Origin of the sequence: Maritalea mediterranea (genome assembly GCF_021568695.1) — a bacterium.
Classification (GTDB): domain Bacteria; phylum Pseudomonadota; class Alphaproteobacteria; order Rhizobiales; family Devosiaceae; genus Maritalea; species Maritalea mediterranea.
Genome location: NZ_JAKGTI010000001.1, coordinates 582905 through 608698, shown reverse-complemented (window position 1 = coordinate 608698; position 25794 = coordinate 582905). Strand labels below are relative to the sequence as shown.

General features: G+C 55.6%; 29 protein-coding genes. 6 read left to right on the top strand and 23 right to left on the bottom strand.

Annotated elements, in window-relative coordinates:
• Window positions 1-38: 38 nt before the first annotated feature.
• Window positions 39-905: a glucosamine kinase nucleotide-binding domain-containing protein gene (locus tag L1I42_RS02930; RefSeq protein ID WP_236113007.1), complete on the bottom strand. Its 867-nt coding sequence runs from the start codon at window positions 903-905 to the stop codon at window positions 39-41.
• Window positions 906-1082: 177 nt separating this feature from the next.
• Between L1I42_RS02930 and L1I42_RS02925 the strand changes: the two genes are divergently transcribed.
• Both L1I42_RS02925 and cobU read left to right on the top strand, forming a co-directional pair.
• Window positions 1083-1472, top strand: a complete 390-nt coding sequence (locus L1I42_RS02925) for a DUF1636 family protein (protein WP_236113006.1) — start codon at window positions 1083-1085, stop codon at window positions 1470-1472.
• Window positions 1465-1989 (top strand): bifunctional adenosylcobinamide kinase/adenosylcobinamide-phosphate guanylyltransferase, encoded by a 525-nt coding sequence (cobU, locus tag L1I42_RS02920; RefSeq protein ID WP_236113005.1) that lies wholly within the window; start codon window positions 1465-1467, stop codon window positions 1987-1989. Before L1I42_RS02925 ends, cobU begins: the two co-directional genes overlap by 8 nt.
• Window positions 1990-2003: 14 nt before the next feature.
• Here the strand turns inward: cobU and cbiB are convergent, their stop codons facing one another.
• Genes cbiB through cobA form a run of 4 tightly spaced genes read right to left on the bottom strand, consistent with a single transcriptional unit; the run spans window position 2004 to window position 6578 of the window.
• Entirely contained in the window at window positions 2004-2960 is a 957-nt protein-coding gene (gene cbiB, locus L1I42_RS02915; RefSeq protein ID WP_236113004.1) for an adenosylcobinamide-phosphate synthase CbiB, read from the bottom strand.
• Window positions 2961-2970: 10 nt separating this feature from the next.
• On the bottom strand, window positions 2971-4452 hold the full coding sequence (locus L1I42_RS02910; protein ID WP_236113003.1) for a cobyric acid synthase: 1482 nt from the start codon (window positions 4450-4452) through the stop codon (window positions 2971-2973).
• A 6-nt stretch (window positions 4453-4458) separates the two neighbouring features.
• The gene (locus tag L1I42_RS02905; protein ID WP_236113002.1) at window positions 4459-5748 is read right to left on the bottom strand and encodes a cobyrinic acid a,c-diamide synthase CobB; all 1290 of its coding nucleotides are present in this window, start codon (window positions 5746-5748) and stop codon (window positions 4459-4461) included.
• On the bottom strand, window positions 5748-6578 hold the full coding sequence (gene cobA / locus L1I42_RS02900; protein ID WP_236113001.1) for a uroporphyrinogen-III C-methyltransferase: 831 nt from the start codon (window positions 6576-6578) through the stop codon (window positions 5748-5750). Before cobA ends, L1I42_RS02905 begins: the two co-directional genes overlap by 1 nt.
• Window positions 6579-6624: 46 nt before the next feature.
• Here cobA and L1I42_RS02895 point away from each other — a divergent pair, with 46 nt between their 5' ends.
• Window positions 6625-7728, top strand: coding sequence for a cobalt-precorrin-5B (C(1))-methyltransferase (locus L1I42_RS02895; RefSeq protein WP_236113000.1), 1104 nt, complete (start codon window positions 6625-6627; stop codon window positions 7726-7728).
• A gap of 21 nt (window positions 7729-7749) precedes the next feature.
• Window positions 7750-8490 (top strand): cobalt-precorrin-6A reductase, encoded by a 741-nt coding sequence (locus tag L1I42_RS02890; protein ID WP_236112999.1) that lies wholly within the window; start codon window positions 7750-7752, stop codon window positions 8488-8490.
• Here the strand turns inward: L1I42_RS02890 and cobM are convergent.
• The 7 genes from cobM to L1I42_RS02855 are packed head-to-tail and all read right to left on the bottom strand — an operon-like array spanning window position 8469 to window position 14918.
• On the bottom strand, window positions 8469-9275 hold the full coding sequence (gene cobM, locus L1I42_RS02885) for a precorrin-4 C(11)-methyltransferase (RefSeq protein WP_236112998.1): 807 nt from the start codon (window positions 9273-9275) through the stop codon (window positions 8469-8471). The two genes, L1I42_RS02890 and cobM, sit on opposite strands and share 22 nt — an antisense overlap.
• Window positions 9272-11068 (bottom strand): bifunctional cobalt-precorrin 5A hydrolase/precorrin-3B C(17)-methyltransferase, encoded by a 1797-nt coding sequence (locus L1I42_RS02880; RefSeq protein WP_236112997.1) that lies wholly within the window; start codon window positions 11066-11068, stop codon window positions 9272-9274. The genes cobM and L1I42_RS02880 overlap by 4 nt, the downstream gene beginning before the upstream one ends.
• Window positions 11056-11760 (bottom strand): precorrin-2 C(20)-methyltransferase, encoded by a 705-nt coding sequence (cobI, locus tag L1I42_RS02875; RefSeq protein ID WP_236112996.1) that lies wholly within the window; start codon window positions 11758-11760, stop codon window positions 11056-11058. The genes L1I42_RS02880 and cobI overlap by 13 nt, the downstream gene beginning before the upstream one ends.
• Window positions 11757-12974, bottom strand: coding sequence for a precorrin-6y C5,15-methyltransferase (decarboxylating) subunit CbiE (gene cbiE, locus L1I42_RS02870; protein WP_236112995.1), 1218 nt, complete (start codon window positions 12972-12974; stop codon window positions 11757-11759). Before cbiE ends, cobI begins: the two co-directional genes overlap by 4 nt.
• Window positions 12971-13600, bottom strand: coding sequence for a precorrin-8X methylmutase (locus L1I42_RS02865; protein WP_236112994.1), 630 nt, complete (start codon window positions 13598-13600; stop codon window positions 12971-12973). Before L1I42_RS02865 ends, cbiE begins: the two co-directional genes overlap by 4 nt.
• A complete protein-coding gene (locus L1I42_RS02860) occupies window positions 13600-14730 on the bottom strand; it encodes a sirohydrochlorin chelatase (RefSeq protein ID WP_236112993.1) in 1131 nt (376 codons plus the stop codon). The genes L1I42_RS02865 and L1I42_RS02860 overlap by 1 nt, the downstream gene beginning before the upstream one ends.
• On the bottom strand, window positions 14730-14918 hold the full coding sequence (locus L1I42_RS02855) for a DUF6732 family protein (RefSeq protein WP_236112992.1): 189 nt from the start codon (window positions 14916-14918) through the stop codon (window positions 14730-14732). Before L1I42_RS02855 ends, L1I42_RS02860 begins: the two co-directional genes overlap by 1 nt.
• A 281-nt stretch (window positions 14919-15199) precedes the next feature.
• On the opposite strand from L1I42_RS02855, the gene L1I42_RS02850 reads away from it, so the two are divergent.
• Window positions 15200-15970 (top strand): GGDEF domain-containing protein, encoded by a 771-nt coding sequence (locus L1I42_RS02850; RefSeq protein ID WP_236112991.1) that lies wholly within the window; start codon window positions 15200-15202, stop codon window positions 15968-15970.
• A 3-nt stretch (window positions 15971-15973) separates the two neighbouring features.
• Here the strand turns inward: L1I42_RS02850 and L1I42_RS02845 are convergent, their stop codons facing one another.
• The 3 genes from L1I42_RS02845 to L1I42_RS02835 form a co-directional block, all read right to left on the bottom strand.
• A complete protein-coding gene (locus L1I42_RS02845) occupies window positions 15974-16504 on the bottom strand; it encodes a hypothetical protein (RefSeq protein WP_236112990.1) in 531 nt (176 codons plus the stop codon).
• Between the two features lie 21 nt (window positions 16505-16525).
• Window positions 16526-16945 carry a MerR family transcriptional regulator gene (locus L1I42_RS02840; protein ID WP_236112989.1) on the bottom strand — a complete coding sequence of 140 codons (420 nt, stop codon included), beginning with the start codon at window positions 16943-16945 and terminating at the stop codon, window positions 16526-16528.
• 98 nt (window positions 16946-17043) lie between these two features.
• Window positions 17044-17580 carry a DUF1697 domain-containing protein gene (locus L1I42_RS02835; protein WP_236112988.1) on the bottom strand — a complete coding sequence of 179 codons (537 nt, stop codon included), beginning with the start codon at window positions 17578-17580 and terminating at the stop codon, window positions 17044-17046.
• A gap of 30 nt (window positions 17581-17610) precedes the next feature.
• On the opposite strand from L1I42_RS02835, the gene L1I42_RS02830 reads away from it, so the two are divergent.
• A complete protein-coding gene (locus tag L1I42_RS02830; protein ID WP_236112987.1) occupies window positions 17611-18345 on the top strand; it encodes an HAD family hydrolase in 735 nt (244 codons plus the stop codon).
• Window positions 18346-18376: 31 nt separating this feature from the next.
• Here the strand turns inward: L1I42_RS02830 and L1I42_RS02825 are convergent, their stop codons facing one another.
• The 8 genes from L1I42_RS02825 to paaG form a co-directional block, all read right to left on the bottom strand.
• Window positions 18377-19690 carry a TRAP transporter large permease gene (locus L1I42_RS02825; RefSeq protein ID WP_236112986.1) on the bottom strand — a complete coding sequence of 438 codons (1314 nt, stop codon included), beginning with the start codon at window positions 19688-19690 and terminating at the stop codon, window positions 18377-18379.
• Window positions 19683-20189 (bottom strand): TRAP transporter small permease, encoded by a 507-nt coding sequence (locus L1I42_RS02820; protein WP_236112985.1) that lies wholly within the window; start codon window positions 20187-20189, stop codon window positions 19683-19685. The genes L1I42_RS02825 and L1I42_RS02820 overlap by 8 nt, the downstream gene beginning before the upstream one ends.
• Before the next feature lie 81 nt (window positions 20190-20270).
• Window positions 20271-21287, bottom strand: coding sequence for a TRAP transporter substrate-binding protein (locus L1I42_RS02815; RefSeq protein WP_236112984.1), 1017 nt, complete (start codon window positions 21285-21287; stop codon window positions 20271-20273).
• 70 nt (window positions 21288-21357) lie between these two features.
• Window positions 21358-21960 (bottom strand): TetR/AcrR family transcriptional regulator, encoded by a 603-nt coding sequence (locus L1I42_RS02810; protein ID WP_236112983.1) that lies wholly within the window; start codon window positions 21958-21960, stop codon window positions 21358-21360.
• Window positions 21961-21964: 4 nt separating this feature from the next.
• A complete protein-coding gene (gene paaK, locus L1I42_RS02805; RefSeq protein WP_236112982.1) occupies window positions 21965-23275 on the bottom strand; it encodes a phenylacetate--CoA ligase PaaK in 1311 nt (436 codons plus the stop codon).
• Window positions 23276-23295: 20 nt separating this feature from the next.
• Window positions 23296-24498 carry a 3-oxoadipyl-CoA thiolase gene (gene pcaF, locus L1I42_RS02800; protein ID WP_236112981.1) on the bottom strand — a complete coding sequence of 401 codons (1203 nt, stop codon included), beginning with the start codon at window positions 24496-24498 and terminating at the stop codon, window positions 23296-23298.
• On the bottom strand, window positions 24495-24929 hold the full coding sequence (gene paaI / locus L1I42_RS02795; protein ID WP_236112980.1) for a hydroxyphenylacetyl-CoA thioesterase PaaI: 435 nt from the start codon (window positions 24927-24929) through the stop codon (window positions 24495-24497). Before paaI ends, pcaF begins: the two co-directional genes overlap by 4 nt.
• Window positions 24929-25720, bottom strand: coding sequence for a 2-(1,2-epoxy-1,2-dihydrophenyl)acetyl-CoA isomerase PaaG (paaG, locus tag L1I42_RS02790; RefSeq protein WP_236112979.1), 792 nt, complete (start codon window positions 25718-25720; stop codon window positions 24929-24931). Before paaG ends, paaI begins: the two co-directional genes overlap by 1 nt.
• Window positions 25721-25794 lie beyond the last annotated feature (74 nt).

Genomic DNA, 25794 nt, shown 5'->3' with positions numbered 1-25794 from the left:
CCTTTCTGTTCGCGCCAAAGGCGCGGGTCGCAGCGTTGCTAAGCTGCTTTTTGGGCCATCAAAAGCGCCCCATTCTGCGCATCTGATTTTGCTGCTTGTATGTAATCGCCGAAACGGTGCTGCAAGATCGGGATCAGACGTTCGCCCAAACCGCCCACAATGGCCAGTTTTTGGGCGCCACGGGCTTTGAACCAATTGATGAACTGTTTGATCTGATCAAATTCAAACTGCATCAGTTCCTCGGCGATCGGGTCATTCTTTTCATAATATTCCACCACGAACGGCGCGAGACTGGCAAAATCCTTTGGCCACGCCTTGAAGGACCAGGCCATCAGGCTATTCTGATCGCCACCCAAATGGTCAATTGCGACTTGCGTGAGCGGTGATCCTTCGCTCAACCCGTCCAAAACTTCGATCGAGCGCCGCGCCAGCGCACGCCCCAAAATCGCGCCAGAGGCTGTGTCTGAAATATGAAAACCCCAACCGCCAACGGGGAAATATTCCCCCTTCACCTTGGCCAGCCCCGCCGAACCGGTGCCCACAATCAGCACGGCACCATCTTCGCCCAAATGGGCACCTTCACGGGCAGTCTCGACATCATTGTGCACCAGAGTTTTGGCAAACGGATAGTCACGGGCGGCAAAATCCCGGCGAGAGCTTTCCAAATGCGCGCCAGCCAATCCAAGGCATGCGATGGTGCGCGCCATATCTGCCTGCCCTAGCCCTGCCTCTTCAAAGACCTTATGGCTCACGTCAATAATTGAATTATAGGCTTGGGAGCCATCGCCAATGGTGGTGTTGGCGGGGCCGCCGCGCACCTGCGCCAGAATATTGAGATTCTCGTCTGCGAGCCGCGCTCTGCAATTGGTGCCGCCGCCATCAATTCCGAGAAACAAGTTTTGCACCCCGACCATCCTTACTCAAACTGTTGAAATTTGCGCGGACCATAACCACAATTCGTCTTATACGAAAGTATTAATCCGCGCAAATTCGCCCGTTTTTGCGCAAAAATGCATTTGCATGCCATTGGCAATAGGGTCCGCATGATTTATTGAGGGCGTTCGATTGAAAAAGGTGATGATTTGGCGCCGCGTTTGATTATCTGTTCCACATGCAAGTTCAGCCCCACCAGTGCATTTAATGAAAAAGGCGAGACCGGTGGCGAATTGCTGGCCGATCTGGTGGAAGCGGAATGCGACAGGCAAGGCATGTCTTTAGACATTGTGCGCCATCCGTGCCTTTGGAGTTGCAAACAGTCCTGCGCGATACAATTGCAGGATGATGAAAGAACGGGCTATCACGCGGGCGGTTTTACCCCAGACCAGCCGACCGCTGCAGCCATAATAGATTGGGTGTTCGCGCATCAGCGCACAACAGATGGCGATGTGCCATTTGCCGAATGGCCACAGGCCATGTTGGGTCATTTTATTGCGCGCCTGCCCACAATAAAGAAAGAAAAAGAAGATGATTAGACACTCCCTTATTCTTGGCGGCGCCAAGTCAGGCAAAACCGGCTTTGCCGAAGGTCTTGCGCTTAAAGGTAATAAAAAGCCGCTCTATGTGGCCACGGGCCGCGCTTTTGATGAGGAAATGAAGCTGCGCATTTCGGCACACCAGCAAGCCCGCGCCGACCATTTCGATACAGTGGAACAACCGATCAACATGATTTCAGCCCTTGAGCGCGCGCGGGGCAAATATGATCGCGTGCTTGTGGATTGTCTGACCCTTTGGATCACCAATTTGATGATGGCCGATTATGATGTGGATGAAAGCGTTGAGGCCCTCGCCCATTGGTTAAGCACCAATGATGATTTGATGGTGATCATGGTTTCCAACGAAGTCGGCCAAGGTGTTATCCCAGATAACAAGATGGCGCGTGAGTTTGTTGACCATGCTGGCATCGCCCATCAGGAACTGGCTCGCCTTTGCCAGAATGTGGTGTTTGTCACCGCAGGTATCGCGCAGAATCTGAAGGGCGATCTGGCATAGCCACGCGCCCCTGGCTAGTTAAAGAACGCCGCCAGCACCAACAAGGTGCCCAAAATCAAGGTTAGGGCAAACCAATAGAGCGCGACCGCACGATCAATATCGTCGGCGTCCACCCGCTCTTTGCCCTCGCCCATATGGGCCAGTTCCACTGTTTCCCCATCATAATCGCGCGGGCCGCCCAGTTTGACGCCGATGGCACCACCCATTGCCGCTTCGGGCCAGCCTGCGTTTGGTGATTTGTGCCACATGGCATCCCGTCGGGCAGATCGCCAGGCGGCTTTTGCGTCGAACCCCTCTTTGAACTTTGCCGCGACGGTAAAAAAAAACGCGGTGATCCGCGCCGGAATAAAATTGGCGAGATCATCAAGCTTGGCGCTGGCATAGCCAAAATCTTTGAAGCGCGCATTTTTGTGGCCAACCATCGAGTCGGCTGTGTTGATCATCTTATAGAGCGCGATGCCCGGCAGACCGAACAGCATGAGATAAAAAATCGGGGCAACCACACCGTCTGACGCATTTTCGGCCAGCGATTCCACCGCGCCGCGGGCAACACCATCCTCATCCAGATTGTGCGGGTCACGCCCGACAATATGAGATACAGCCTCACGTCCTTCCTCCAGCGAGCTGCGCAGGCCCTCAGCCACGGCTTTCACCGCGCGACCCAGTTCCTTTTGTGCAATCAGTGTGCTGGCGAAGAAGATTTCGAAAATCAATCCAAAGGGCGCGCTGCGGGTGATCGCGATGATGATCAGGCTGATCAGCAAAGTCACGGCCAATGCCAACCCGATCATGGCAAACCCGTTCTGCCGTCGTCTTTGATCTGGCAAATCCGGGTGATTGCCGCGCTCTTCCAGAATGGTGATGAGCTTACCCATCCACATCACCGGATGCCCGATGGCGTCCAGCAACTGCCGGGGATAGCCCACCATTCGTTCTAACAGTATGGCGAGAAAAGCGATGGCAAAGCTCATGATCAATTTCCTATAATGTCATGTTGCGCGGGGTGGCGAACAGGCTGATCAGCTTGTCGCCATCAATATGGCGTTCAATATGGTCCGCAAAGCCATTTAGAATTTGGTCAATGCGCGCCTCATATTCAAGGTCGGTGCTCATCATGGCCCCGAGATTTTGCAAAAAGGCGCGGCGGAACTGGTCGCTGGCGAATAAGCCATGCAGATAGGTGCCCATGATCCGACCGCTGCGCGACATCGCCCCGTCCGTTTCATCATCGATCTGGCTAAAGGGCCGCGCCCGATCAGGTCCCTGCGTTTCGCCCATATGCATATGGTAGCCACGCATAGATTGCTGGGTCGCCAGGTGGATTGCCTCTTCCTCGCGCAGCTGCTTCTGGCTGGCCATGGTGGTTTCAATGTCCAGCAGGCCCAGCCCATCGATTGAGCGCGGCGTGCCTTCGACACCCTCTGGGTCGTGGATTTTTCTGCCCAGCATTTGATAGCCACCGCACAGGCCCAAAACGGCACCACCTGCACGGGCATGGGCGAGAATATCAATGTCCCACCCCTGGGCTTTAAGCGCTTCAAAGTCGGCGATGGTGGCTTTGGAGCCGGGCAGCAAAATCAAGTCGGAGTCGCGGGGCAGCGGATTGCCGGGCTGCACGATCTCGACGCTCACATTGGTTTCCTGCCGCAGCGGGTCGAGATCGTCAAAATTGGAAATACGCGGCAGGCGCGGCACCACAATCTTCAACCCATCGCGTTTGACCAGTTCGGTGTCATCTAACGCCAACGCGTCTTCAGGCGGCAGCAATTTTGCATCCGCATAGAATGGCAGCGGGCCAAAGCAGGGGCGTTGGGTGTGGGTTTCGATAAAGGTTTTGCCCTCATCAAAGAGCGATGGGTCGCCGTGGAATTTGTTGATCAGACTTGCCTTGATCAGCGCGGCATCTTCAGGCTGGGCCACCGCGAAGGTGCCAACGATCGAGGCGATCACGCCACCGCGGTGAATATCGCCGATCAAAGTCACGGGCAGATTGAGCGCTTGGGCAAAGCCGAAATTGGCGATGTCGCTGTCGCGTAAATTCACTTCGGAGGCGCTGCCTGCGCCTTCCACCAGCACAAAATCATGAGCTGCGCTCAGTTCCTGAAAGGCTTTGATGGCTTCGGGCAGATATTCAATGCGGCGCTTGAAATATTCTCGCGCACTCATGGACGCAACGCGCTGGCCGCGCACGACCACTTGCGCACCCGTTTCATGCTCCGGTTTAAGCAAGACCGGATTCATTGCGGTGGTGGGGGCAATTTTTGCGGCGCGCGCTTGCAGGGCCTGGGCGCGACCAATCTCACCACCATCGGCGGTGACGGCGGCATTGTTGGACATATTTTGCGGCTTGAATGGTGCCACAGCGAAGCCGCGATTGTGCAACAAGCGACACAGCCCGGCGACCACGAGGCTTTTGCCCACATCCGAGCCGGTGCCCATAAACATCATGCTTTTGGCCGTCACGCGCCGCTACTCCCGCACATCAATGATGTGGGCATAGGAGCCCAAAATACGGTTGCGATGTAAGCCCATTTGCCCCACCGCATTGGCTTCCGCATCGCTGGCGCGGAACAGCGGATCGCCATCGCGTTTCAGCTCGGTCGAATAGTGAAACTCATGGCCGAGCAAATCGCTGGGCCAAGGCAAAATGCTCTTATGGCTCAGTCGGCGATAGCCCAATTGGCGGCGCGGTCGGTTGATTGCGGTTTGCAGCGGCAGCAGGCCGGTCATTTCAAAACTGTTGCCGGATTTATCGGTTAGGCTTTCCCCCAGCACCATATAGCCACCGCACTCGCCATAGATCAGCGCATCCCGCTCTGCCGCCTTGTGCATGCCCCGTTTGAAATTCTGCGCATCGGCCAATAGCGCGCCATGCAATTCGGGATAGCCGCCGGGCAGAAACACCGCATCTGCGTCTTCGGCAGGCGCTTCATCGGCCAACGGCGAAAAGAACTTTAATTGGGCGCCTTGCGCCTGCCAATCGGCCAGCAAGTGCGGATAGAGAAAGGCAAAGGCCGCGTCTTTAGCAATAGCGATAATTTGGCCCAGGGGTGCTAATTTGGGCGGTGCTTTTGTCGGCAGGATAGGTTTGGCCAACTGCAACAACCCCTCCATATCTAACCGCTTTTTTACCTCGCTGATCGCCAGTGCTGCCACGGTGCGGCTTTTGGCAAAATCCTCTGGCAAGGTCAGCCCCAAATGGCGTGAAGGAATGTCCAATTCCGGATTACGGCGCAAGGCCCCCAGCACTTCAATGTCCAGCTTGGCGAGCGCTGATTTCAGCATTTTCTCATGCTTGTCGCTGGCGACACGGTTGAGGATGACACCGACCACATCAATATCGGCGCGCAGATTTTGAAATCCATATACAAGGGCCGCGATAGATTGGGCCATCGAGCCACAATCCACCACCAGCACCACGGGCAAATTCAGATTTTTCGCCAGATCGGCGGTGGAGCCCTTGCCGCTGGCGGCGCCGTCGAAAAGGCCCATCACGCCTTCCACCAGCACCAGATCTTGGCCGCCGGCTTGCTGGCTAAACAGGCTGCGCTGGCGCGATTGGCTCATGGCCCACGGGTCGAGATTGATGGCGCTTTGGCCGGTGGCGAGGCCATGCACCTGCCCGTCAATATAATCCGGTCCGGTTTTGGCTGAGGCGACTTTCATGCCCCGCTCTTTCAGCGCGCCCAAAAGCGCGGTGGTGAGCAAGGTTTTGCCGGAACCCGATTGGGTGGCGGCGATGATCAATCCTATGGCCATTAGTCCTTGTCCTGCCAATTCAGAATTTTTGCGTAGTCCACCACTGGGCCCACCACCACAATAGCGGGGGTGGGTACTTCATTTTGCTGCACAAATTCGCCTGCCTCGCCAAGTTGGGTGACCATCAGGCTCTGGTGCGGCAAGGTGGCGTTGGAAACTATGCCCACCTTATCCTGCGGATTACGCCCACCCTCCACCAGCTTTTGAGCGATCGAGGGCAAATGTTTCACCGCCATATACATCACGATCACCGGGGCCGCTGTGGCCACCGCATGCCAATCCACCGCTTGCGGCACATTTCCGGTTTCGTCATGGCCGGTGAGGAAAATCACCGCCTGATTGGTGTCGCGGTGGGTGGCGGGAATGCCCGCATAAGCCAGCCCGCCAATGCCTGCGGTGATGCCCGGCACGATGCGGAATTTCACGCCCGCATTGTGCAGCGTTTCGCTTTCTTCGCCGCCCCGCCCAAACATAAACGGGTCGCCGCCCTTAAGGCGCAGCACGCGCTTATTCTGCTTGGCCCACTCGATCAGCTTGAGCGAAATGTCATTTTGCTTGGGCGAAGGTTTGCCGCCGCGCTTGCCCGCATAGTGCAATTCAGCCCGTGGGTTGGCGTAGGTAAGAATTTCTTCGCCCACCAGTGCGTCATAAACGATCACGTCGGCTTGGCCGAGGGCATAAAAAGCGTGCAGCGACATTAAGCCCGGATCACCTGGCCCCGCGCCCACCAACCACACACTGCCTGGTGCAAAATGCGGAAAAGCGCGGGAATCGAGCCGCGCAAAATGATCCTGTTTTTTGCCAAAGAGGTGCTTAAACCAATTCCGCATTTAATTAGCCCTTTGCCTTTAAAGGTGTGTGACCTATAGAGAATATATGGTTGCGTCCACACAAGATAGCGTCAATGAAAAAGGTACGGCCCTGAAACGCGGCTGGACAACCGGCGCGTGTGCCACGGCGGCCACCAGCGCGGCGCTTTATGGCTTGTTTTCCGACGCGTTTAAAGACCCCATTCAAATCACCCTGCCCGGCGGTCAAACGCCTGACTTCGCCCTCGCCACCGAAGAACGCGGCGATGATTTTGCCATGTGCGGCATTGTGAAAGATGCGGGCGATGACCCCGATGTGACCCATGGCGCGATGGTGCGTGCGACGGTTCGGCAACTGCCCGAAGGCAGCGGCGTTCAGTTTAAGGCCGGTAAAGGCGTTGGCATGGTGACCAAACCGGGTCTGCCCATCCCGCCCGGCGAGCCTGCGATCAACCCGGTGCCCCGCAAGATGATGATTGAGCATTGCGAAAAAATCTGCGCCGAGCTTGGCACACGGGCCGACATTGAAATCACCATCAGCGTGGACAATGGCGAAGCGCTGGCGCAGCAAACCTGGAATCCGCGTTTGGGCATTGTCGGCGGCCTCTCCATCTTGGGCACCACGGGCATTGTTGTGCCCTTTTCCTGCGCAGCATGGATTCACTCGATCCATCGCGGCATTGATGTGGCGCGCGCCGAAGGCTTGACCCATGTGGTCGGCTCCACCGGCGATACCTCGGAAAAAGCGGCGCAGAAACGCCTTGGCCTGCCGTTGCAAGCCTATTTGGATATGGGTGATTTCGCCGGCGGTCTGCTGAAATATCTTAAAGCCAACCCCGTGCCCAACCTCACCATTTGCGGCGGGTTTGCCAAAATCACCAAGCTCGCGGAGGGCCATCTGGATTTGCATTCAGGCCGCTCCCAAGTTGGCTTTGATTGGTTGGCCGAACAGGCGCAAAGCCTTGGTGCGGACGCGGCGTTGTGCGATGAAATTCGCGCGGCGAATACGGCCAAGCACGTACTCGAACTTTGCACCGATGCAGATATTGATATCGCACGGCGCATTGCATTTTTGGCTGCTGAGGTTGCGCAAAATGTTTTGCGGAACGAGGATATCCATGTGAACGTTTTGGTGACAGACCGAAAAGGCGTTATAATCGCTGAAAGCTAACAATAAATGGGAGGCAGGTTTATGCGCATTTTGATTTTTGGCGGCACAGGCGAAGCGATCGATTTGGCTAATGCGCTGGTGCGCCGGGACCATGAAGTCACCACCTCTCTTGCCGGGGTTACCCGCAAGCCGCGCCTGCCCAATGGGCATGTGCATCGCGGCGGCTTTGGCGGCGTGGACGGGCTGAAGGATTATATTGGCCGCAATGATTTTCAATTGATTATCGATGCGACCCACGCTTTTGCCGCCACCATGTCTCATCATATTGTTGAAGCGTGCGAACAGCTCAATAAAAGCCATTTGCGCCTGACGCGGCAACCATGGCGAGCGGGCCCGGACGACAAGTGGCAGCAGGTGGAAGATTTGACGCAAGCAGCGCAACGTCTGCCCGAAGGAGCCCATGCGCTGGTCACCATCGGTCGCCAGCATATCGAGCCTTTTGTGTTGCGCGATGATTGTCACATTGTGCTGCGCGCCATAGAGCATCCCGAAATGGTGCTGCCAGCTCGGGTGACAGTTATGTTGGAGCGCCCGCCTTTCAGCCTTGAAGGTGAGATGGCGTTGATGCGTCAGCATAAGATCACCCATTTGGTGACCAAAAATGCGGGCGGCGATCAGACGGTGGCCAAACTTGAAGCCGCGCGGCAATTGGGCATTGAAGTGATCATGATCGAGCGCCCCGCCCTGCCCAGGGCACCGGAAGTGTTTTCGGTTGACGGCGCGGTGAAGTTTGTGGCCGATCATTCCGCCTCTGCCGCCTGACTTTTGGTCTTGGCGCGATCCTTCTTTTTGCCCTTGTTGCGCAGCACATGGGCAAAGTCGGCTGAATAAAGCTCACTATCTTTAAAGCCTTTGGCATCAAACACGCGGCCCACAAAAATCAACGCGGTCCGGGTGATTTTCGCCGCCCGCACATCAGCACGCATGTCTTTTAGTGTGGTTTGGATGATTTGTTCGTCCGGCCAGGTGGCGCGGTAAATCACCACCACGGGGCAATCTTCGCCATAATAGGGTGAGAGTGTTTCTTCGATATATTTGAGATTGCGAATGGAGAGGTGGATCGCCAAGGTCGCGCGCGATTGACCCAAAATCTCCAACGTTTCATGCTCGGGCATGGACGAAGCTTTGCCGCTGGTGCGGGTGACAATCACCGTTTGTGCGATTTCGGGCAAGGTCAGCTCGGTTTTCAACCGCGCCGCAGCCCCCGCGAAGGCAGGCACGCCGGGCACGACTTCATAGTCGATGCCCATTTCATCCAGCCGCCGCATCTGCTCAGCAATGGCACCATAAAGCGAAGGGTCACCCGAATGCACCCGCGCCACATCCAATCCATGGGCATCCGCCTTTTGGATTTCTTCAATAATCTGATCCAGATGCATGGGCGCTGTGTCCATCACCAAGGCATCGCTGGGTGCGGCTTCGACAATCTCAGTGGGCACCAGTGACCCTGCAAACAGGCACACTTTGCAGTTTTCGATCAATTTCAGGCCGCGTACGGTGATCAAATCAGGGGCGCCGGGGCCAGCGCCGATAAAATAGACGGTCATTGTGCGGCCTCTTTTGCTGCTTTTTTGGCGTATCCGCGCGGGGTATAGGCGACCCGTTCGCCGGAACCGCGCACAAAGCTTTTGGATTGGGAAGATCCGAACAGCACGATGGTGAGCATATCGATTTCTTCCGGGTTGAACTCGGCCAATGTGACCACCCGCACTCTTTCCGCCGGGCGACCAAGGTTGGAGGCGATGATCACCGGGGTGTCGTCTGGCCGCTCAGCGAGGAATTTGTCCTTCGCGATTTCAATCAGATCGGTGCGGCGCATGGAGCGCGGATTGTAAAAGGCGGTCACAAAATCGCCGGTCGCCGCCGCGTCCAGCCGCTTCAAAATATCGTCGCGCGGGGTCAGCAAATCCGACAGCGAAATGCAGCAAAAATCATGGCCGATCAACGCGCCAGACTTGGCCGCTGCCGCTTGGAAGGCGGAAATGCCGGGGCAGGTTTCAATCGCCACGCGCTTTGCCGCATCGGAAATGGCGCGGTCGCCTTCGGCCACCAGCAATTCATAGATCAGCGCGCCCATGGCAAAGATGTTCGCATCGCCAGAGCAGATCAGCGCCACGTCGCGGCCGGTGCCTGCCAGCTCCAACGCGTGACGCACGCGCAATTCTTCCTCGCCCAAATCGAACCGATGTTCAGTTTGGTGGGTTTTGGCGTCCGCGGCCAAATCCAGATAGAGGCCATAGCCGACCCAATCGCTTGCAACCCGCAAGGCGCGGTCTGCCTCTGGTGTGCGCAAAGTGGCGGTGCCCGGCCCCAATCCAACAAGATAAACTGTGCCCAAAGCGCGACCCAAAAGCTGGGGATCGATCACCTCTTCGGCGATGCCAATGGCACAGGTGGCTTGTTTGTTCTTTTGCTTCTCGACCAGCAAAGTCCCGGCTTTCAACGCAGCGGCTTCGGCCACGGAGGGGGTGCCCACTTCCTGCTCCACAATGGCGGAAGGGTTCGGCACGCGCTCGCGCTCTGCCGCCAATTCTTCAGCTGTGAACACACGCAAAGGCACGCCGAAATGGGCGGCGGCTTGCTGCAAGCCCACCTCATCCGCTTTCAAGTCAATGCTGGCAAGTGCCGCGATGGCTTTAGGGTGCAGCTTATTGGCTTTGATCGTCGATTTGATCAGGTCGATGATTTTGTCTGCCGGACAATGGCGCTCGCATCCCACGCCGACCACCAGCTTCTGCGGCACATAATGCGGCGCGTCCTGCTCTTCACGATGGTGAATATGGGCGAGCAATTGCACCTCGCCGTCAGGATCGTGGGCCGGGTGTTGGGCCAGCCAGTCAGCCTCACCCTTAATGTGGAATTTTGCCCCTGCGAGCAAAGACGCCATGGCCCGTTTGGCGGATTTGGGATTGACCAGGGTCCAGCCGAAAGGCACCTCATCCAGCCCGGCGCCAAAGATGTTTTCGCTCGCCGTGGTGATCGCCGCATGGGCGTTCAAATCATGTGCGAGATCATTGGCGAGTTGATTGGCGCCATGGTGCCCGCCCAAAAGCGGCACAATGCTTTTGCCATCGCTGGACACGGCCAACACCGGTGGATCGGTCTTTTTGTCGGCCAAAAACGGCGCGAGAAAGCGGATCAGGATTGCCGCAGCGCAAATGCCGATGATGGGACGTCCCTGCTGAAAGCCCCGCTCGACAGCGGCGCGGGCGGGGTCCATTTCACCTTTTTTATAGGGCTGTGCTTCGACTGAAAGCGCGGTCGCGATTTTCTCGGCGACCTCATTGCCGCTTTCAGAAAATGAAATCACCAATGGCGGATTTTGGTTTAGCTGCCCCATGCTTCGTCGCCTTTATAGCTGAGGATGATCGAAAAGTAGGGCCGTTCTCCCTGCGGGTAGTCGGCCAGTTTGGTGATTTTTTGCGTGTCGCGGGTGGCATGTTCCACCACCATCGCGCTTTCGCCGTGCCCGGTTTTGTTGAGCGCGTGGCGCACCCGGTCAAAATGGCGGCCGATCTTGATCAGCGCCACGGCTTCGCTGGCCACTAGCTCGGCTTCCAGCGCCGTGCTTTCCATGGGTGCGGGTAGAACTTTCAGCCGCTCATTGCGCGCGGCCAGTGGCCGTTTGATTTCAGCGGCGGCGGCGGTCAATGAGGTGATGCCTGGGATGATTTCTATTTGGGCATCTGGCAAGCGGTGCAGCAAATACATGGCCGAGCCATAAAAGAGCGGATCGCCTTCGCACAGATAGCCAATATCCTGTCCGGCAGCCAGTTTGGGTGCAAGGTGTTCCGCCATTTGATCATAGGCCGCTTGCGCCGGACCACGGTCCACCGCCATCGGCACGTCAAAGGCGAAATGCTCGACGCTTTCGCTCAAATGCGTTTCAGCAATGGTAAGGCTTTGCGAGGTGGCGCCCGGCTTTTGCGGATAGGCCACGCCATCCAGCGCACTCAGCACACGCGCGGCTTTCAGGGTCAATAATTCAGGATCGCCCGGCCCGGTGCCGATCAAATAAAGCGTGCCGCTCATTCATCTGCCTTTTTCACGATGGACCATTGGGTCACGGTCATTTTCGGGCGCAGCACTTTATGGGCGCCCACATGATCAAGGTGGGAGACATCGATACGCGCCAAATCGCCGCCTTTTTGCTCCAAACGCTGCATCAGTGCGGCTTCGCCGTCCAACGTTACCGCATTGGCGACAAAGCGGCCACCGGGTTTCAGGGCGGCCCAAAGCGCGTCGAACAATTCTGTGTTGCCCACATCACCACCCATAAAAATCGCGTCCGGCATTGGCGGCGCTTCGTTCAAATGCGCCAGCGCCTCGCCTTCTACGATTTTGAGGCCGGGTGTGCCCAGCACGTCCCTGTTCTTTTTGATCATTTCGATACGGGCGGTGCTTTTCTCAAATGCTGTGGCCGTGGCGCGGGGGGCGGCGCGCATCCACTCAATGCCGACAGAGCCGGAACCTGCGCCGATGTCCCACAAATGCTGGCCCATCAGCGGCACCAGCTTGGCCAACGTCGCCGCGCGGACTTCGCGCTTGGTCAATTGACCGTCGGACACAAAAGCGCTGTCCGGCAAGCCCGGCAAAGGAGGTAACAGGGCGGCGTCCTCATCGGCCACACAATCAATGGCGACGGTGTTGAGGTTGCCAATGCCGCGGCTTTCATAAGCGTTGGCGGTAAATTCCACCTTGCTTTCGGTGTCGCCGCCCATGGCGTTTAACACCGTCATTTGGCTCTGGCCAAACTTGCGTTGCACCAACAATTTGGCAATGGCCTCAATAGTGGTTGCATCGCTGGTGAGGGCCAAAATCCGGTTGCCCGGCACAATATGCGCATTGAGCAAGTCAACGGGGCGGCCATGTACCGAGACGCAGGCGGTGTTTTGCAGCGGCCATTTCATCCGGGCAGCGGCCAGGGAAAATGCCGAAGGTGCCGGGTGAATTTCAAATTCGTCCAAGGGGATATAGCGGGTTAGCGTGGCGCCAATGCCGTACCAGGTGGGGTCGCCAGTGGCCAAAATCACGGTCTTTTTGCCGCTGAACGACAGGATTTGCTCGATCATATTGTCGAGCGGGGCCTGCCATTCCACATAACGCGGGTCATCGCCGCGCAATTTCGGCAAGCTGCGTGGTGGGCCGACCACGATTTCGGCGTCGTCGACCATTTGTTGCTGTTCGCCATTGAGTGACGCCAATCCTTTAGCAGTGACGCCCACCACATCTAACCATTTGCTCATAGTTGCTGCCCTCCCAGTGCAATCGCGTTCATCGCGGCGCTGGCCATGGCCGAGCCGCCACGTCTGCCCGTTACGGTGATATAGGGCACACTAACACGGCTTTGGGTGAGTGCATCTTTCGATTCTGCCGCACCGACAAAGCCAACCGGTGTGGCAATGATGGCGGCAGGCTGCATGTGCCCGGCCTCAACCATCTCGATCACTTTGAACAAGGTGGTTGGCGCGTTGCCGATCACGATGATTGCGCCCTCTGCCGCGTCGCCCCACAGCTCAACCTGGGCTGCCGAGCGGGTAGTGCCCAGCTCTTTAGCCAACGCTGGCGTGCGCTCATCGTTGAGGTAGCACTGCGCCAGCTCCACATCGGGCAAAAACCGCTTTGTGATGCCGGAGCGGACCATTTCGCAGTCGCATAGGATGGGTTTGCCTGCGGCAAGCGCCGCCTGCCCGGCCTTCATCACGTCGCCGCGAAAGGCAATATCGTTCGTTAAATCCACCATGCCGCACGCATGGATCATGCGCACCACGACAGGCCGCAAAGAAGGCGGGTACTGATCCAGCGCCGTCTCCTTTTCGATGATCTTAAAGCTCATTTCGTAAATGGCTTTAGGGTCACGCAAATGGTCCATCAGGGCCCCTTTTTCTCCATGGTTTTCGGACCCAATGGATGGTCCTTAAACGGATAAGGGTGGTGATGGTGATCATGATGATGGTGGTGCCCATCACCATGGTCATGTGAGTGGCCGTGATCATGATGATGATCGTGGTCATGCTTATGCACCGGAGTGAAGGGCAGTCCATGCTTTTTGCAGAACTCTTCATCGCGGCAGGATGCATCGCAATCGCCATTGCAGGGGCAATCTTCCATGCCGCCGCCAATACCTTCCACATGGTGGTGATGGCTTTCTTGCGCCAGCCCCACTTCGGCTTCAAACCCCAGAACCTGCTCGCGATATTTACACATCTGGCAGTTCATATTGTTTTCGCCATCCACCACTTCGCGAATGCGCTCGATGAAGGTTTCCACCACCATGTCATGGTCGTTCAAATAGCCCGCTTTGATAAACTCAATATCGGGATGTTCGGCGGCCACTTCATCGGTATATTTATAAATCCGCTTCACCAGCACGCCGGTGAAGAGGAAATAGGGAAACACAACGATCCGCTTGTAGCCCAGCTTTGCCGCATGTTGCAGCGCAGGTGCGGTGAGCGGGAAGGTCACGCCAGAATAGGCCACTTCGGCCCAGCCAAAGCCCATCCCTTCCCACAACATGCGCATCACTTTGGCCACGTTGGAGTTGGCATCCGGATCTGACGCGCCACGGCCCACAACCACGAGCAAGGTTTCCTCGCGCGGCACATCGCCCCCGGCTTGTTCCAAGGCCTCTTCAATGCGGGCACCTGCGGCACGGATCATTTTCAAATCCACGCCAAGCTCGCGGCCATAGATGACCTCCATATCAGGATTTTGCGCCTGATATGTGTTGAGCACCGATGGAATATCGTTTTTCGCATGGCCTGCGGCAAACAACATGCCCGGCACAGCGATCACTTTTTTTACGCCCTGCTCTTTGAGCTGGTTGAGGCCATGATGGATCACCGGATCGGCAAATTCCAAATAGCCATATTCAACCGGCACATCGCCCAAGCGTTGTTTCAAACGATCTTTCAGGTGTGCGAATTCATCCACGGCCAGCTTGTTACGGCTGCCATGGCCACACAGCATCACCGCTGTGTCTTTATCCAATGTGAAATTCATTATTTGTTGCCGCGCCGTAGCACTGCAAAACCAATCCCAAAGGCGATCAACGCGAGAGCGGGAATGGCGCCATAGGCGACAAGATCCATCAATGTATGGCTGTGTCCTGCCACTTCTTCAGTATGGCCGGGATGGGCCAACGCAAAGCTGGGCAACAGGGCAAAAACGGATGCTAGGAAATATTTCATTATTCTACCTCTTCGGTTTTTAAAATCGGGAGAGGCAGAGTTCGCAAAAAATCAACGTCGAGCAGCTCCGGGCTTGGCTCCCTGTTTGGGTCAGCCTCACCAGAATCGCTTTCAGTTCCTTCATTGGAACGCTGCGCAGCTGCTAGTCTTAGGGATTGCATTTTGTCCCGTCAACACAGCCACCTGCGATAGATAAAATTTTATCAAGTTCCGCTCATAATATTTAAACGAGTTACTGCATATTTGATCCGGGGTTTCACCAGAAATGTGCAAGGGGAAGTATGATGTTGCGGCAAATAAAATCACTGACAGGTCTAAATCTAGGTGATCGCAATTTCGTCCAGCCAGCCTTTCGCAAAGCCATAAACATCACATTTCTGGCACTTTTTGGCGCAGAGGTACTGACGTTTGTCTATTACCAATATATTGTGCGTTCCACTTGGGATTATGTCCTGCTCAATCTTTTGCTGACAGGAATCATCACCGTCGTTGTTGCATTCCCCATTGCCGTATATCTGTCTGTCCAGCGACTGAAATTGAACAGCTTGAGTGTTCAATTGGCGCGTATGGCAAGCGTGGATCAAATGTCGGGCCTATTGAACCGTACCAGTCTCATTGAGGCCATACGCCACCGCATCGCGCACCCGGTCACGGCGGACGGCCGAGGTGCGTTTCTTTACATCGACGCGGACCATTTCAAAGCGCTCAACGACGATTTTGGTCACGCGGCCGGCGATGAGGCGATCGCTTATATCGGAAAGGTAATTAGCCAGAATATCCGCGAAACTGATTTGGCAGGACGCTTAGGCGGCGAAGAGTTCGGAGTTTACTTGAACGGCGGCAATGAGGAATTGGCCAAAACCGTTTCCGAAAATATCCGCCAAGATGTGATGCATCTCAAATTCGATAATAAGAAGCAAAGGTATACGCTGACTGTATCCATCGGCATCGCAACACATGCGGCCGGAGAAAAGCCGTCAGTCTTCATGAAAATTGCCGACAGGAACCTTTATTTGGCCAAAAGCAACGGTCGAAACTGCATTGCCGCGTAGCGCCTAGCGCGACAATTCGAAAAACTGCTCAGCCAGCGGTGCCCAGCTTTCCACCGGTAGTTCTTTATAAAAATCATGTCCATAGTCCGCCACCTCATAGCGCTCCACCTGCGCCTCTTTGTGCCAGTCGGGCTTGGGCTGGTGGTTATCATGCTGGCCGAACAAACATAATGATGGCACCTTAAAATGGCTTGCCGTAAGGTGCCGCAAACGGGTGGACGACACAAATAGCTGCGCTTCAAATATCTGCACAACACTGTTGGCCATGGCGCCCACTGTGCCGCCAGCACTATAGCCGATCAATAAAGAGGGTACGTCCACTTGCGCGATCAGGCGCTCTGCCGCATCGATCGCACCGCCTTCCAAAAACAGCATCTGGTGCAGAGATTCAGGATCGAGATCGGGCTTATCCGCAAGCTCGGCCAGTGAGAAGCGTTTATGCGACAAATTATATTTGGCCGCCAGAAAACCAGCGAGGCAGTGATCCATATCCGGGCCATTATGAATATCCGAGATTGAAACAAGTGCAGTCATATGGCCCCTTCTCTATAGGCTCTAGTGCTGGGTCTGGCACTGATCATGATCTGACAGCACCTGCAAAATTCGACAGTCTGCCACTCGGCCATGATCACAAGATTTCAACATAGCGGTCAATTCCGTTTCCAGCGCCTTGAGCTTTTTAATCCGGTTTTGCACATCCATTAGGTGTTTTTCGGTGATAAGGTCGAGGTCGTCGCACGGCGCGGCGGGATGGTTAGACATGCGGATAAACTCACGAATCGAGTCAATAGAAAAGCCGAGATCGCGGGCATGAGCGATCATCGACAATCGATCGCGTGCCGCTTGCGGATAACGTCGCTGCCCGCCAGCCGTGCGCGCGGGCGGTTCCAACAAACCGATTTCCTCGTAATAGCGAATAGTGGGCACCTTCACATCGCACTGTTGCGACAATTGCCCGATGGAATATTCTTTCATTGTGTCCTTCTATCTCAAAACAGATTCGCGACGCCTCTCGCCAGCGATCATAAAACCTCCAGAGACTAGAGCATTTAGCAGGGTTGAAATCAAGTGGATCAGATTTTTTCTGCCATTTCGATTAGCTTGCTGATGGTGCGGCGGTTGCGAATTGTGAGGGCGGTGCCGATCTTTTTCTCAAAATTCAGATTGGCAATTTTTGATCGGCCTGAGCCGTCGCCAAAATAGAAGAAAAATGCTTCGCCCTGCTGCGCGACCAGTTCCTTTTCTGTCGCCAATGATGTGAGCAGTTCAAGGGCATCATCATTTGGCGTGGCGCGGGCGAACCCCGTCATCATAAATTTCTGCTCACGATCTTCCCGGTCGAAGGGATACGCCTTTTGTGCCGCTTGAAGTTGAGGCAAGGTGCGCAACACAATCTGACTTTGAAAACCAAATGTATCTGCAAAGGCAGGTTCCAATTTTTGAGCCAGCGCAGCCAGACTGTCATCATGGTGAAACACCAGATTGCCAGACTGAATATAGTGTTTGGTGTTTTCCCCACCATGGCGGTTGAGAAAGGCACATAAATCGGCCATCTTTATTTTGTGGTGACCGCCCACATTTAGGCCACGAAATAGCGCAATATAAATCATCTGACCCACCTCAACAATTGAAAGCCGAATATGTCACATGCCTCGCTAGAAATCGACAGTCCCATCGTCACCCCGTTGCTGACGGACTGGCCCCATCCGATTAAGGGCGTGGTGTTCGACATGGATGGGCTGCTGCTGGACACCGAGCGACTTTACAAACAGGTGATGCTCGAGATTTGCGCCGAATGGGGATTGCATATGAGCGAAGAGATATTCATCTCGCTGGTGGGCATTCCGGGCGATAAAAGCGCTGACATCTATTACCGACATTATGGCCGAGATTTTGATGTGGCTCGGTTCAACACGCTTTGCTTTGAGCGGATTTCAGCCCTGTGCGAAGTGGTTGTGCCCCTTAAGGTTGGCGCAAAACTATTGGTGGAACAGCTAAGTGAACGGCAAGTGCCCATTGCTGTGGCCACCTCGACGGGCCGTGATATGGCGCACGGCTTTCTGGAACGCGCTGGTTTGAAACAGCATTTCGATCAAATTGTCACTCGCCATGATGTCACGCACGGCAAGCCCAATCCGGAACCATTTCTGACCGCGGCCAAGCGGTTGGGGCTGGCACCGGAGCAATGCATTGCGTTCGAAGATTCGCACAATGGCGTGCGCGCGGCGCACAGCGCAGGGATGGCGACCATCATGGTCCCAGATATTTTGCTACCCATTGACGAGATTGCTCAGCGTTGTGCTGCGATTATGCCGTCGCTGTTGCATTTCAAAACAGAGTTGGATCATTTCTTTGTGCCGATGGCACAAAAGTAAAAGGGCCGCAAAAGCGGCCCCTTCAAGTTTGTTACATCTGGCTGGGCAGGAACAGCGATAGCGCCGGAATGCCCACCAGCAGCGCCAACCGCAAAATGTCAGCAAGCCAGAACGGGGTAACCCCTTTAAAGATCGTGCCCGTGGTCACGTCGCCCACCACATTTTTGAGGATAAAGACGTTGAGCCCGACGGGTGGTGTGATCAGACTGATCTCGGTGACCACCACAACGACCACGCCGAACCACACTGGATCGAACCCGAGGCCGATAACCAGCGGAAAGAAGATCGGCACGGTCAGGAGCAGCATGGAGAGGCTCTCAAAGATCATACCCAAAAAGATATAGATCAACAGGATCACGGCCATCACCATCCACGGCGCCATATTGAGCGTGGCGATCAGGTCGCGCAGCCCTTCGGTCAGCCCGGCAATATTGACGAAGTTGGAGAAAATCCACGCCCCGATCAACACGCTGAACAAGGACGCGGTGGTGACCGCGGTTTCCTTGAGCACCTCACGCACTTCGCCAAAGTTCAGATTGCCGCGGAACAGGGCAATCAAAAAGGCCCCGGCCGCGCCCATGCCCGCCGCTTCAGTGGGCGAGAAGGTCAAATAGATCGGCCAGACATTCAACACGCCATAAAGGCCGCCAATCACCAGGAAGAACAGCAGCAATACGGCCCACACGCCGCGCAGTGCCGCAAACCGACCTTTCCAGTCGGTGCGTTCACCGGCAGGGCCGGCCTTGGGATTGCGCCCCACCGTATAGCGCACGGCAAGGATGTAGAAAATAATGCCCATCAAACCTGGAATGATCCCGGCGATAAACAATTTTCCGATCGAGGTTTCGGTCAACAGGCCATAGATCACCAAAATCACCGAAGGCGGGATCAAAATGCCCAATGTGCCGCCCGCCGCGATGGAAGCGGTGGATAGGCTATCGGCATAGCCATATTTACGCATTTGCGGCATCGCCACTTTAGACATGGTGGCCGCTGTCGCCAGCGAGGAGCCACAAATGGCCGCAAAACCGCCACAGGCAACGATGGTCGCCATGGCCAACCCGCCACGCAAATGCCCCAAAAAGGCATAAGAGACCTGATAGAGCTCCCGCGAAATACCGCCCTTATTGACGAACAGACCCATCAGGATAAAGAGCGGGATCACTGAAAGCCCATAATCCTGAGAGGTGTCAATAATCAGGCGCGACACCATGGAGAGGGCGCCCCGAAAGCTGGTTTCATACATATAGCCGGCCATGCCGACCAACCCCATGGCAAAGGCGATGGGCATGCGCAGCAGCACCAGCACCAAAACAATGGCAAATCCAATGGCGGCTTCAATCATTTGATGGCTCCAAAAGTTGCGGGGCAATCAGGATGATCAAGCCACGCACCACCAGAACCGCGGCGGTGAGAAAGGTCATGATCGCGATAAACCACTCGATGTAAAATTGCGGCAAAGCGAGAAATTCAGTGACATCGCCGTATGAACGCGCCCGTTCGGCCAGCACCACAACTTGGCGTGCTGGCCAGACCAGCATGGCCCCACAGGCAAGGTTGATGATGCCGTCACGCAAACGCACGGCCCATTTGTTGGTGAAAAAACTGTCCGTCAGGTCCACCACAATATGGTCTTCCTGGCCGGAGATGATGGGCAACATCAAGAAAACGATGATGGCCATAAACCAGCGGGTGAGTTCAGTTGCAGCTTCGATGGGGGCGTTTAGCGCCGAACGCAACAGCACATCTGTAAAGGTCATCACCATCAGGGCGAACAACACAATGGACGCCAGGGCGATGGGCAGTTTCGAAAGCTGCCGAATGAGTTTCAGGGCAGAATGCATGTGATTTCCTAAGCACCTTTGGAGTGGCGCGAGACAATTGTGCCTCGCGCCAGATCGTCTCAGGTTGTCAGCCGAAGCTGATTATTGGGCAGCCATTTCAGACTTGACCATCTCATAGGCCGCTTCAGCGTCAATACCGGCGGCGTTCAGCTCGGCCAACACCTGTTTGGTGATGAGATTTGCATATTGGCCATACAGCTTCTGATCATTTTCTGATGCAATGGTGATGGTGTTGTCCTCGGCCGCTTCGGTGGCTTCGCGCCCGATACGGTCGATTTCGTCCCAAGCCTGGCCCAACATGCGGCTGGCTGGCTCGCCAAACACTTTTTCATCGAGAGCTTTTTGCAAATCTTCTGGCAAGCTGTCGAAGGTTTCCTGGCTCATCAAGAAGGCAAAAGACCCGCGGTAGAAACCGCCTGGCATTTCATAAACATTCTTGGCCACTTCGGTCAGTTTGAAGCCCACGCGACCTTCATAAGGCATGGTCACCGCGTCAGCGGCGTCAGAGGCCAAAGTTTCATAAACTTTGGGTGCAGGCACCTGAATGCCGATCATGCCCAGTTCACGGCCAATATCGCTGGCCACGCCGCCAGGCAGACGTGTTTTCAAACCGTCAAGGTCTTCAAGGCTCGTGACTTCCTTATTGGAGTGCACCTGACCCGGACCGTGGGTGGTCAACCCCATCAGCTTAACGCCGCGATGTTCATCAAGCGCGGCCAAATGCGCTTCATGGACGCGCCAATATGCAACAGATGCTGCTTCCGCATTGCCTTCATAACCCGGCAGTTCGATCAGCTTGGTGCCCACAAAGCGACCAGGCTGATAGCCGTGGAAGATAATGGTCATGTCGGCTGCGCCGTCCATCACCAAATCCATTTGCGCGGGTGGTGGGGCCAAGCCCAACTTCACCTCAGCGGTCACTTTGCCGTCAGTAGCTTCCTCAATCATCTCGATCAGGCCGGGCCACATCAGGGCATTGATGCCGTGGTTGGGGCCTGTCCAGCTTGAGATGGTCAGGTTGTAATCCGCGGCCCACGCGCTGGTGCTGGTGGTGACGGCAATCGCTGTTGCCGCTGCGAGTTTGATAAATTTGTTCATTTCTTCCTCCCTAAATGAACCCTACTTACACCCGGCCGACTGGCCGAGAATCAATTATGGACATCAATGGCTAGTCTTGCTCTAACCCCTTGATGCCGCCCAATAACAGGTCGGTGGCTAAATCGGCATATTGCGGACGCGTCATCCCCTTACCGCGCCGATACCACATGTAAAACCAGTTCAGCATGCCAAACAAAGACATGGTCACCGGTCGCAGCGTTTCCTGACGATTCTCAAAATAGTCAGGTGACACTGATTTTATGACAGTTGAAAATGTAACTACCAACTGCCTTTGTAAATCCGCCAACGTATCTTGGTCCGATTGTGGCAAAACTTTTGTCGCTTCCAGCTGCAATTTATGCTCAGCGTCCGCATCGCGATATTGGGTCAAAATGGCATGGACCAAGTTGCGCAAATGGGTTTTGGGGTCATCCACTGGCTCCACCGCTTCCACTGCTTCCACAAGGTCTTTCAAGTGGGTGTGGATAATATCGTACAGCAACACTTCCTTGCTGGCATAATAGTGATAGATCAACGCCTTAGATATCCCACATTCGCTTGCCAACTGGCTCATCGACGCGCGATCGAATCCGTTTTCTGCAAAGAATTTCGCAGCGGTTTTCAAAATCGCGTCGCGTTTTTCGCCATGATCTTTGGCAATGGTTCTAACCACTGGACTATCCCTTATCCCGATTATCAATCACCCGCACGGCCTTACCCTGAGACCGCGGTACACCACCTGGCTCATTGGCGACGACCCGTGCGGAAACGCCAATATTGTCTTTGATTTTTTTGCTCAACGCTTTGCTCAATAGCGCCCGATTTTCTTCTGTCGCCGCGTCAGGCGTTGCTTCGACATGGATGGTCATTTCATCCATACGGCCCTGATGGGTCAACTCGATCTGGAAGTGTGGGGCAAGGCCCGCAACGGCCAACACTTGTACTTCAACTTGCGTTGGGAACACATTTACGCCACGCAAGATGATCATGTCGTCGGAGCGGCCAGTGATCTTTTCCATCCGCCGCATGGAGCGGGCGGTGCCCGGCAACAGCCGCGTCAAATCCCGCGTGCGATAGCGAATGATCGGCAGGGCCTCTTTGGTCAACGAGGTGAATACCAATTCGCCCTCTTCGCCATCTTCCACCAGCTCGCCCGTCTCCGGATTGATGATTTCAGGGTAGAAATGATCTTCCCAGATATGCAGCCCGTCTTTGGTTTCCACACATTCATTGGCCACGCCCGGGCCCATCACTTCGGACAGGCCGTAAATGTCCACCGCATGCATGTCGAACGCGTCTTCCACTTCCTTGCGGGTGGCGTTGGTCCATGGCTCAGCCCCGAAAATACCCACTTGAAGTGAGCTGGCGCGCGGGTCGATGCCCTGCTTTTTAAACTCGTCCAAAATTGCCAGCATGTAAGACGGCGTCACCGTGATGGCGCTTGGCTTAAAATCTTCGATCAGTTGCACCTGCCGTGCGGTCATGCCGCCGGATACAGGCACTACCGAGCAGCCCAAGCGCTCGGCGCCATAATGGGCGCCCAAACCACCAGTGAACAGGCCATAGCCATAGGCATTGTGCAAAATATCGCCCTTGCGCACGCCCGCTGCCCGCAAAGACCGCGCCACAACATCAGACCACACATCAATATCGTTTTTGGTGTAGCCCACCACAGTTGGCTTACCCGTGGTGCCGGAAGAGGCGTGAATGCGCACCACCTCTTCGCGCGGCACGGCAAACATGCCAAACGGGTAATTATCGCGCAGGTCTGTTTTCACCGTAAATGGGAATTTCGACAGGTCGCTAAGACTTTTCAGATCGCTGGGGTGCACGCCCGCTTCGTCGAATTTGGCCTTATAGAACGGCACATTGTCATAAGCATGGGCGAGTGTTTTTTTCATCCGCTGCAACTGCAGTGCGCTGATTTCATCGCGCGAGGCAATTTCAATCGGGTCCAGATCGTCTTTCTTTGGCGATAAATCTTTCATCTCTCTCCCCCCATCAACGCCTAAGGGCGCTCCAACATCAAGGCAATGCCTTGGCCAACACCGATGCACATGGTGCACAAAGCGCGATTAACACCTGTGTTCATCATCTCAACACCTGCGGTCAGCGCAAGGCGTACGCCGCTCATCCCCAGCGGGTGACCAAGGGCAATCGCGCCGCCATTCGGATTGACGAAATCCGCATCTTCCGCCACGCCCAATTGGCGCAACACGGCAATGCCCTGCGACGCGAAGGCTTCGTTCAACTCGATCAAATCCACATCGGTGATGTTCAGCCCCAGCCGATCCAGCAGCTTTTCGGATGCTGGCGCGGGGCCGATGCCCATAATGCGCGGCTCAACGCCTGCTGTCGCGAGACCTGTGATCCGCGCCTTCGGGGTCAATCCATATTTCTCAACCGCCGCTTTTGAGGCGATGATCATGGCCGCCGCGCCGTCATTAACGCCAGACGCGTTGCCAGCGGTAACTGAACCGCCCTCGCGGAACGGCGTGGGCAGGCTGGCCAGTTTCTCGAGCGTGCTTTGGCGCGGATGCTCATCCGTATCAAAAACAATCGGGTCTTTTTTGCGCTGTGGAATTTCCACCGCCACAATTTCTTGTGCCAAGCGGCCAGAGGCGATGGCTTTGGCCGCTTTTTCCTGTGAGCGCAGGGCGAAAGCGTCCTGATCTTCGCGGGAAATGTTGAAATCCTCAGCAACATTTTCGCCAGTTTCCGGCATGGAATCTATGCCATATTGCGCCTTCATCAGCTTGTTGACGAAGCGCCAGCCGATGGTGGTGTCGTAAATTTCTGCCTTACGTGAAAAGGCTGTGTCTGCCTTGGGCATCACGAAGGGCGCGCGGCTCATGCTTTCCACGCCACCTGCCAAAATTACCTCGGCTTCGCCCGCCTTGATGGCGCGGGCTGCCATGCCCACTGCATCCATGCCGGAGCCGCACAAGCGGTTGATGGTGGTGCCGGGCACTGAGGTTGAAAGCCCGGCCAAAAGGGTCGCCATGCGCGCCACATTGCGGTTGTCTTCGCCCGCCTGGTTGGCGCAGCCCATATAGCAATCGTCGATGGCGCTCTGGTCCAACCCGGGCGCAGCCTCGATGGTTTTTTTGATCACATGCGCCAGCATGTCGTCTGGCCGCACTGCCGCTAGCGTGCCGCCAAAACGGCCAATCGGCGTTCTAAATCCTTCGCACAAATAGGCTTCTGTCACGCCTCATTCTCCTCAAAATGGGTTCCCTTCACGGTGCGCGAATGGCCGCGAAAATGCGCCAATGCTTCGCCGTTCTGGTTGGTGATGGTCACATCATAAATGCCTGCGCGCCCGGCCTTGCTGACTTCCACCGCTTTCGCGGTCAACACGTCACCTTCCATGCCGGGCTGCACATAGGTAATTGAATTTTGGTAGGCCACAGCCAATTGGTTGTAGCTGTTGCACGCAAAGGCAAAGGCGCTATCGGCCAACATGAACATATAGCCGCCATGGCAGATTTTATGGCCGTTCAAATGTTCAGGCCGCAAAGGCAGCGACAAGGTGGCTGTGCCCGGCCCCACATGGTCCAATGTCATCCCAACCCGTTGGGAAGCAGAATCATTGTCCCACATGGCTTTGGCGGCGCGTTCTGCGCGCTCTTGCGGGCTCATTATTCGATGCCCCCAAATTGGGTTGGCCGCTTATCCAAGAAGGCGCTCACCCCTTCGGCATAGTCTTTTGAGCGGCCGCAACGGCCCTGCATTTCAGCTTCCACATCCAAATGCTCGTCGAGCGTATGGTCGTGGGACGTTTGCAGCGCTTGCTTCATTTGCCCTAACCCAAAGGTTGGGCCATCGGCCATTTGCGCCGTCAGCTTGCGGGCTTCATCCATCAATTGATCGTCGGCTACCGCTTGCCAAATCATGCCCCATTCTACGGCCTGCTTGGCCACTACAGGCGTGGCAGTCATGCAGATATATTTGGCCCGCGCTTCGCCGATCAAGCGCGGCAAAATCCAGCTGCCGCCCGCGTCCGGTACTAGCCCGACCTTGGCAAAGCTTTGGATGAATTTGGCGCTCTCCGCCGCCAGCACAATGTCGCAGCCCAACGCGATGTTAACCCCGGCCCCGGCGGCAACGCCATTTACGGCGCAGATGATCGGTTTATTGATCGACCGGATCAAACGCACCAGCGGGTTATAGAAATTGGAAATGGTGGCGTGTAGATCTGGCGGCAATTCCATTTTTCGTGGATCGCGGGCATCCAAGTCCTGCCCGGCGCAAAAACCACGACCAGACCCGGTGAGCAGAATCGCCCGCACCGCATCATCATTTTTTGCCTCATTCAGCGCCTTTCGCAGCGCCTCATGCATCTCGTCATTGAACGAATTTAGACGATCTGGACGGTTGAGTGCGATCTCAACCCAATCCTCATTTTTGGTGACGATGATTGTATCGCTCACGCTAACCTCCCCTAAGAACTCGCTTTTTCCCAACTCGAACAAGCGAGAACAATCTCCATTTGAAAATTAGCTTT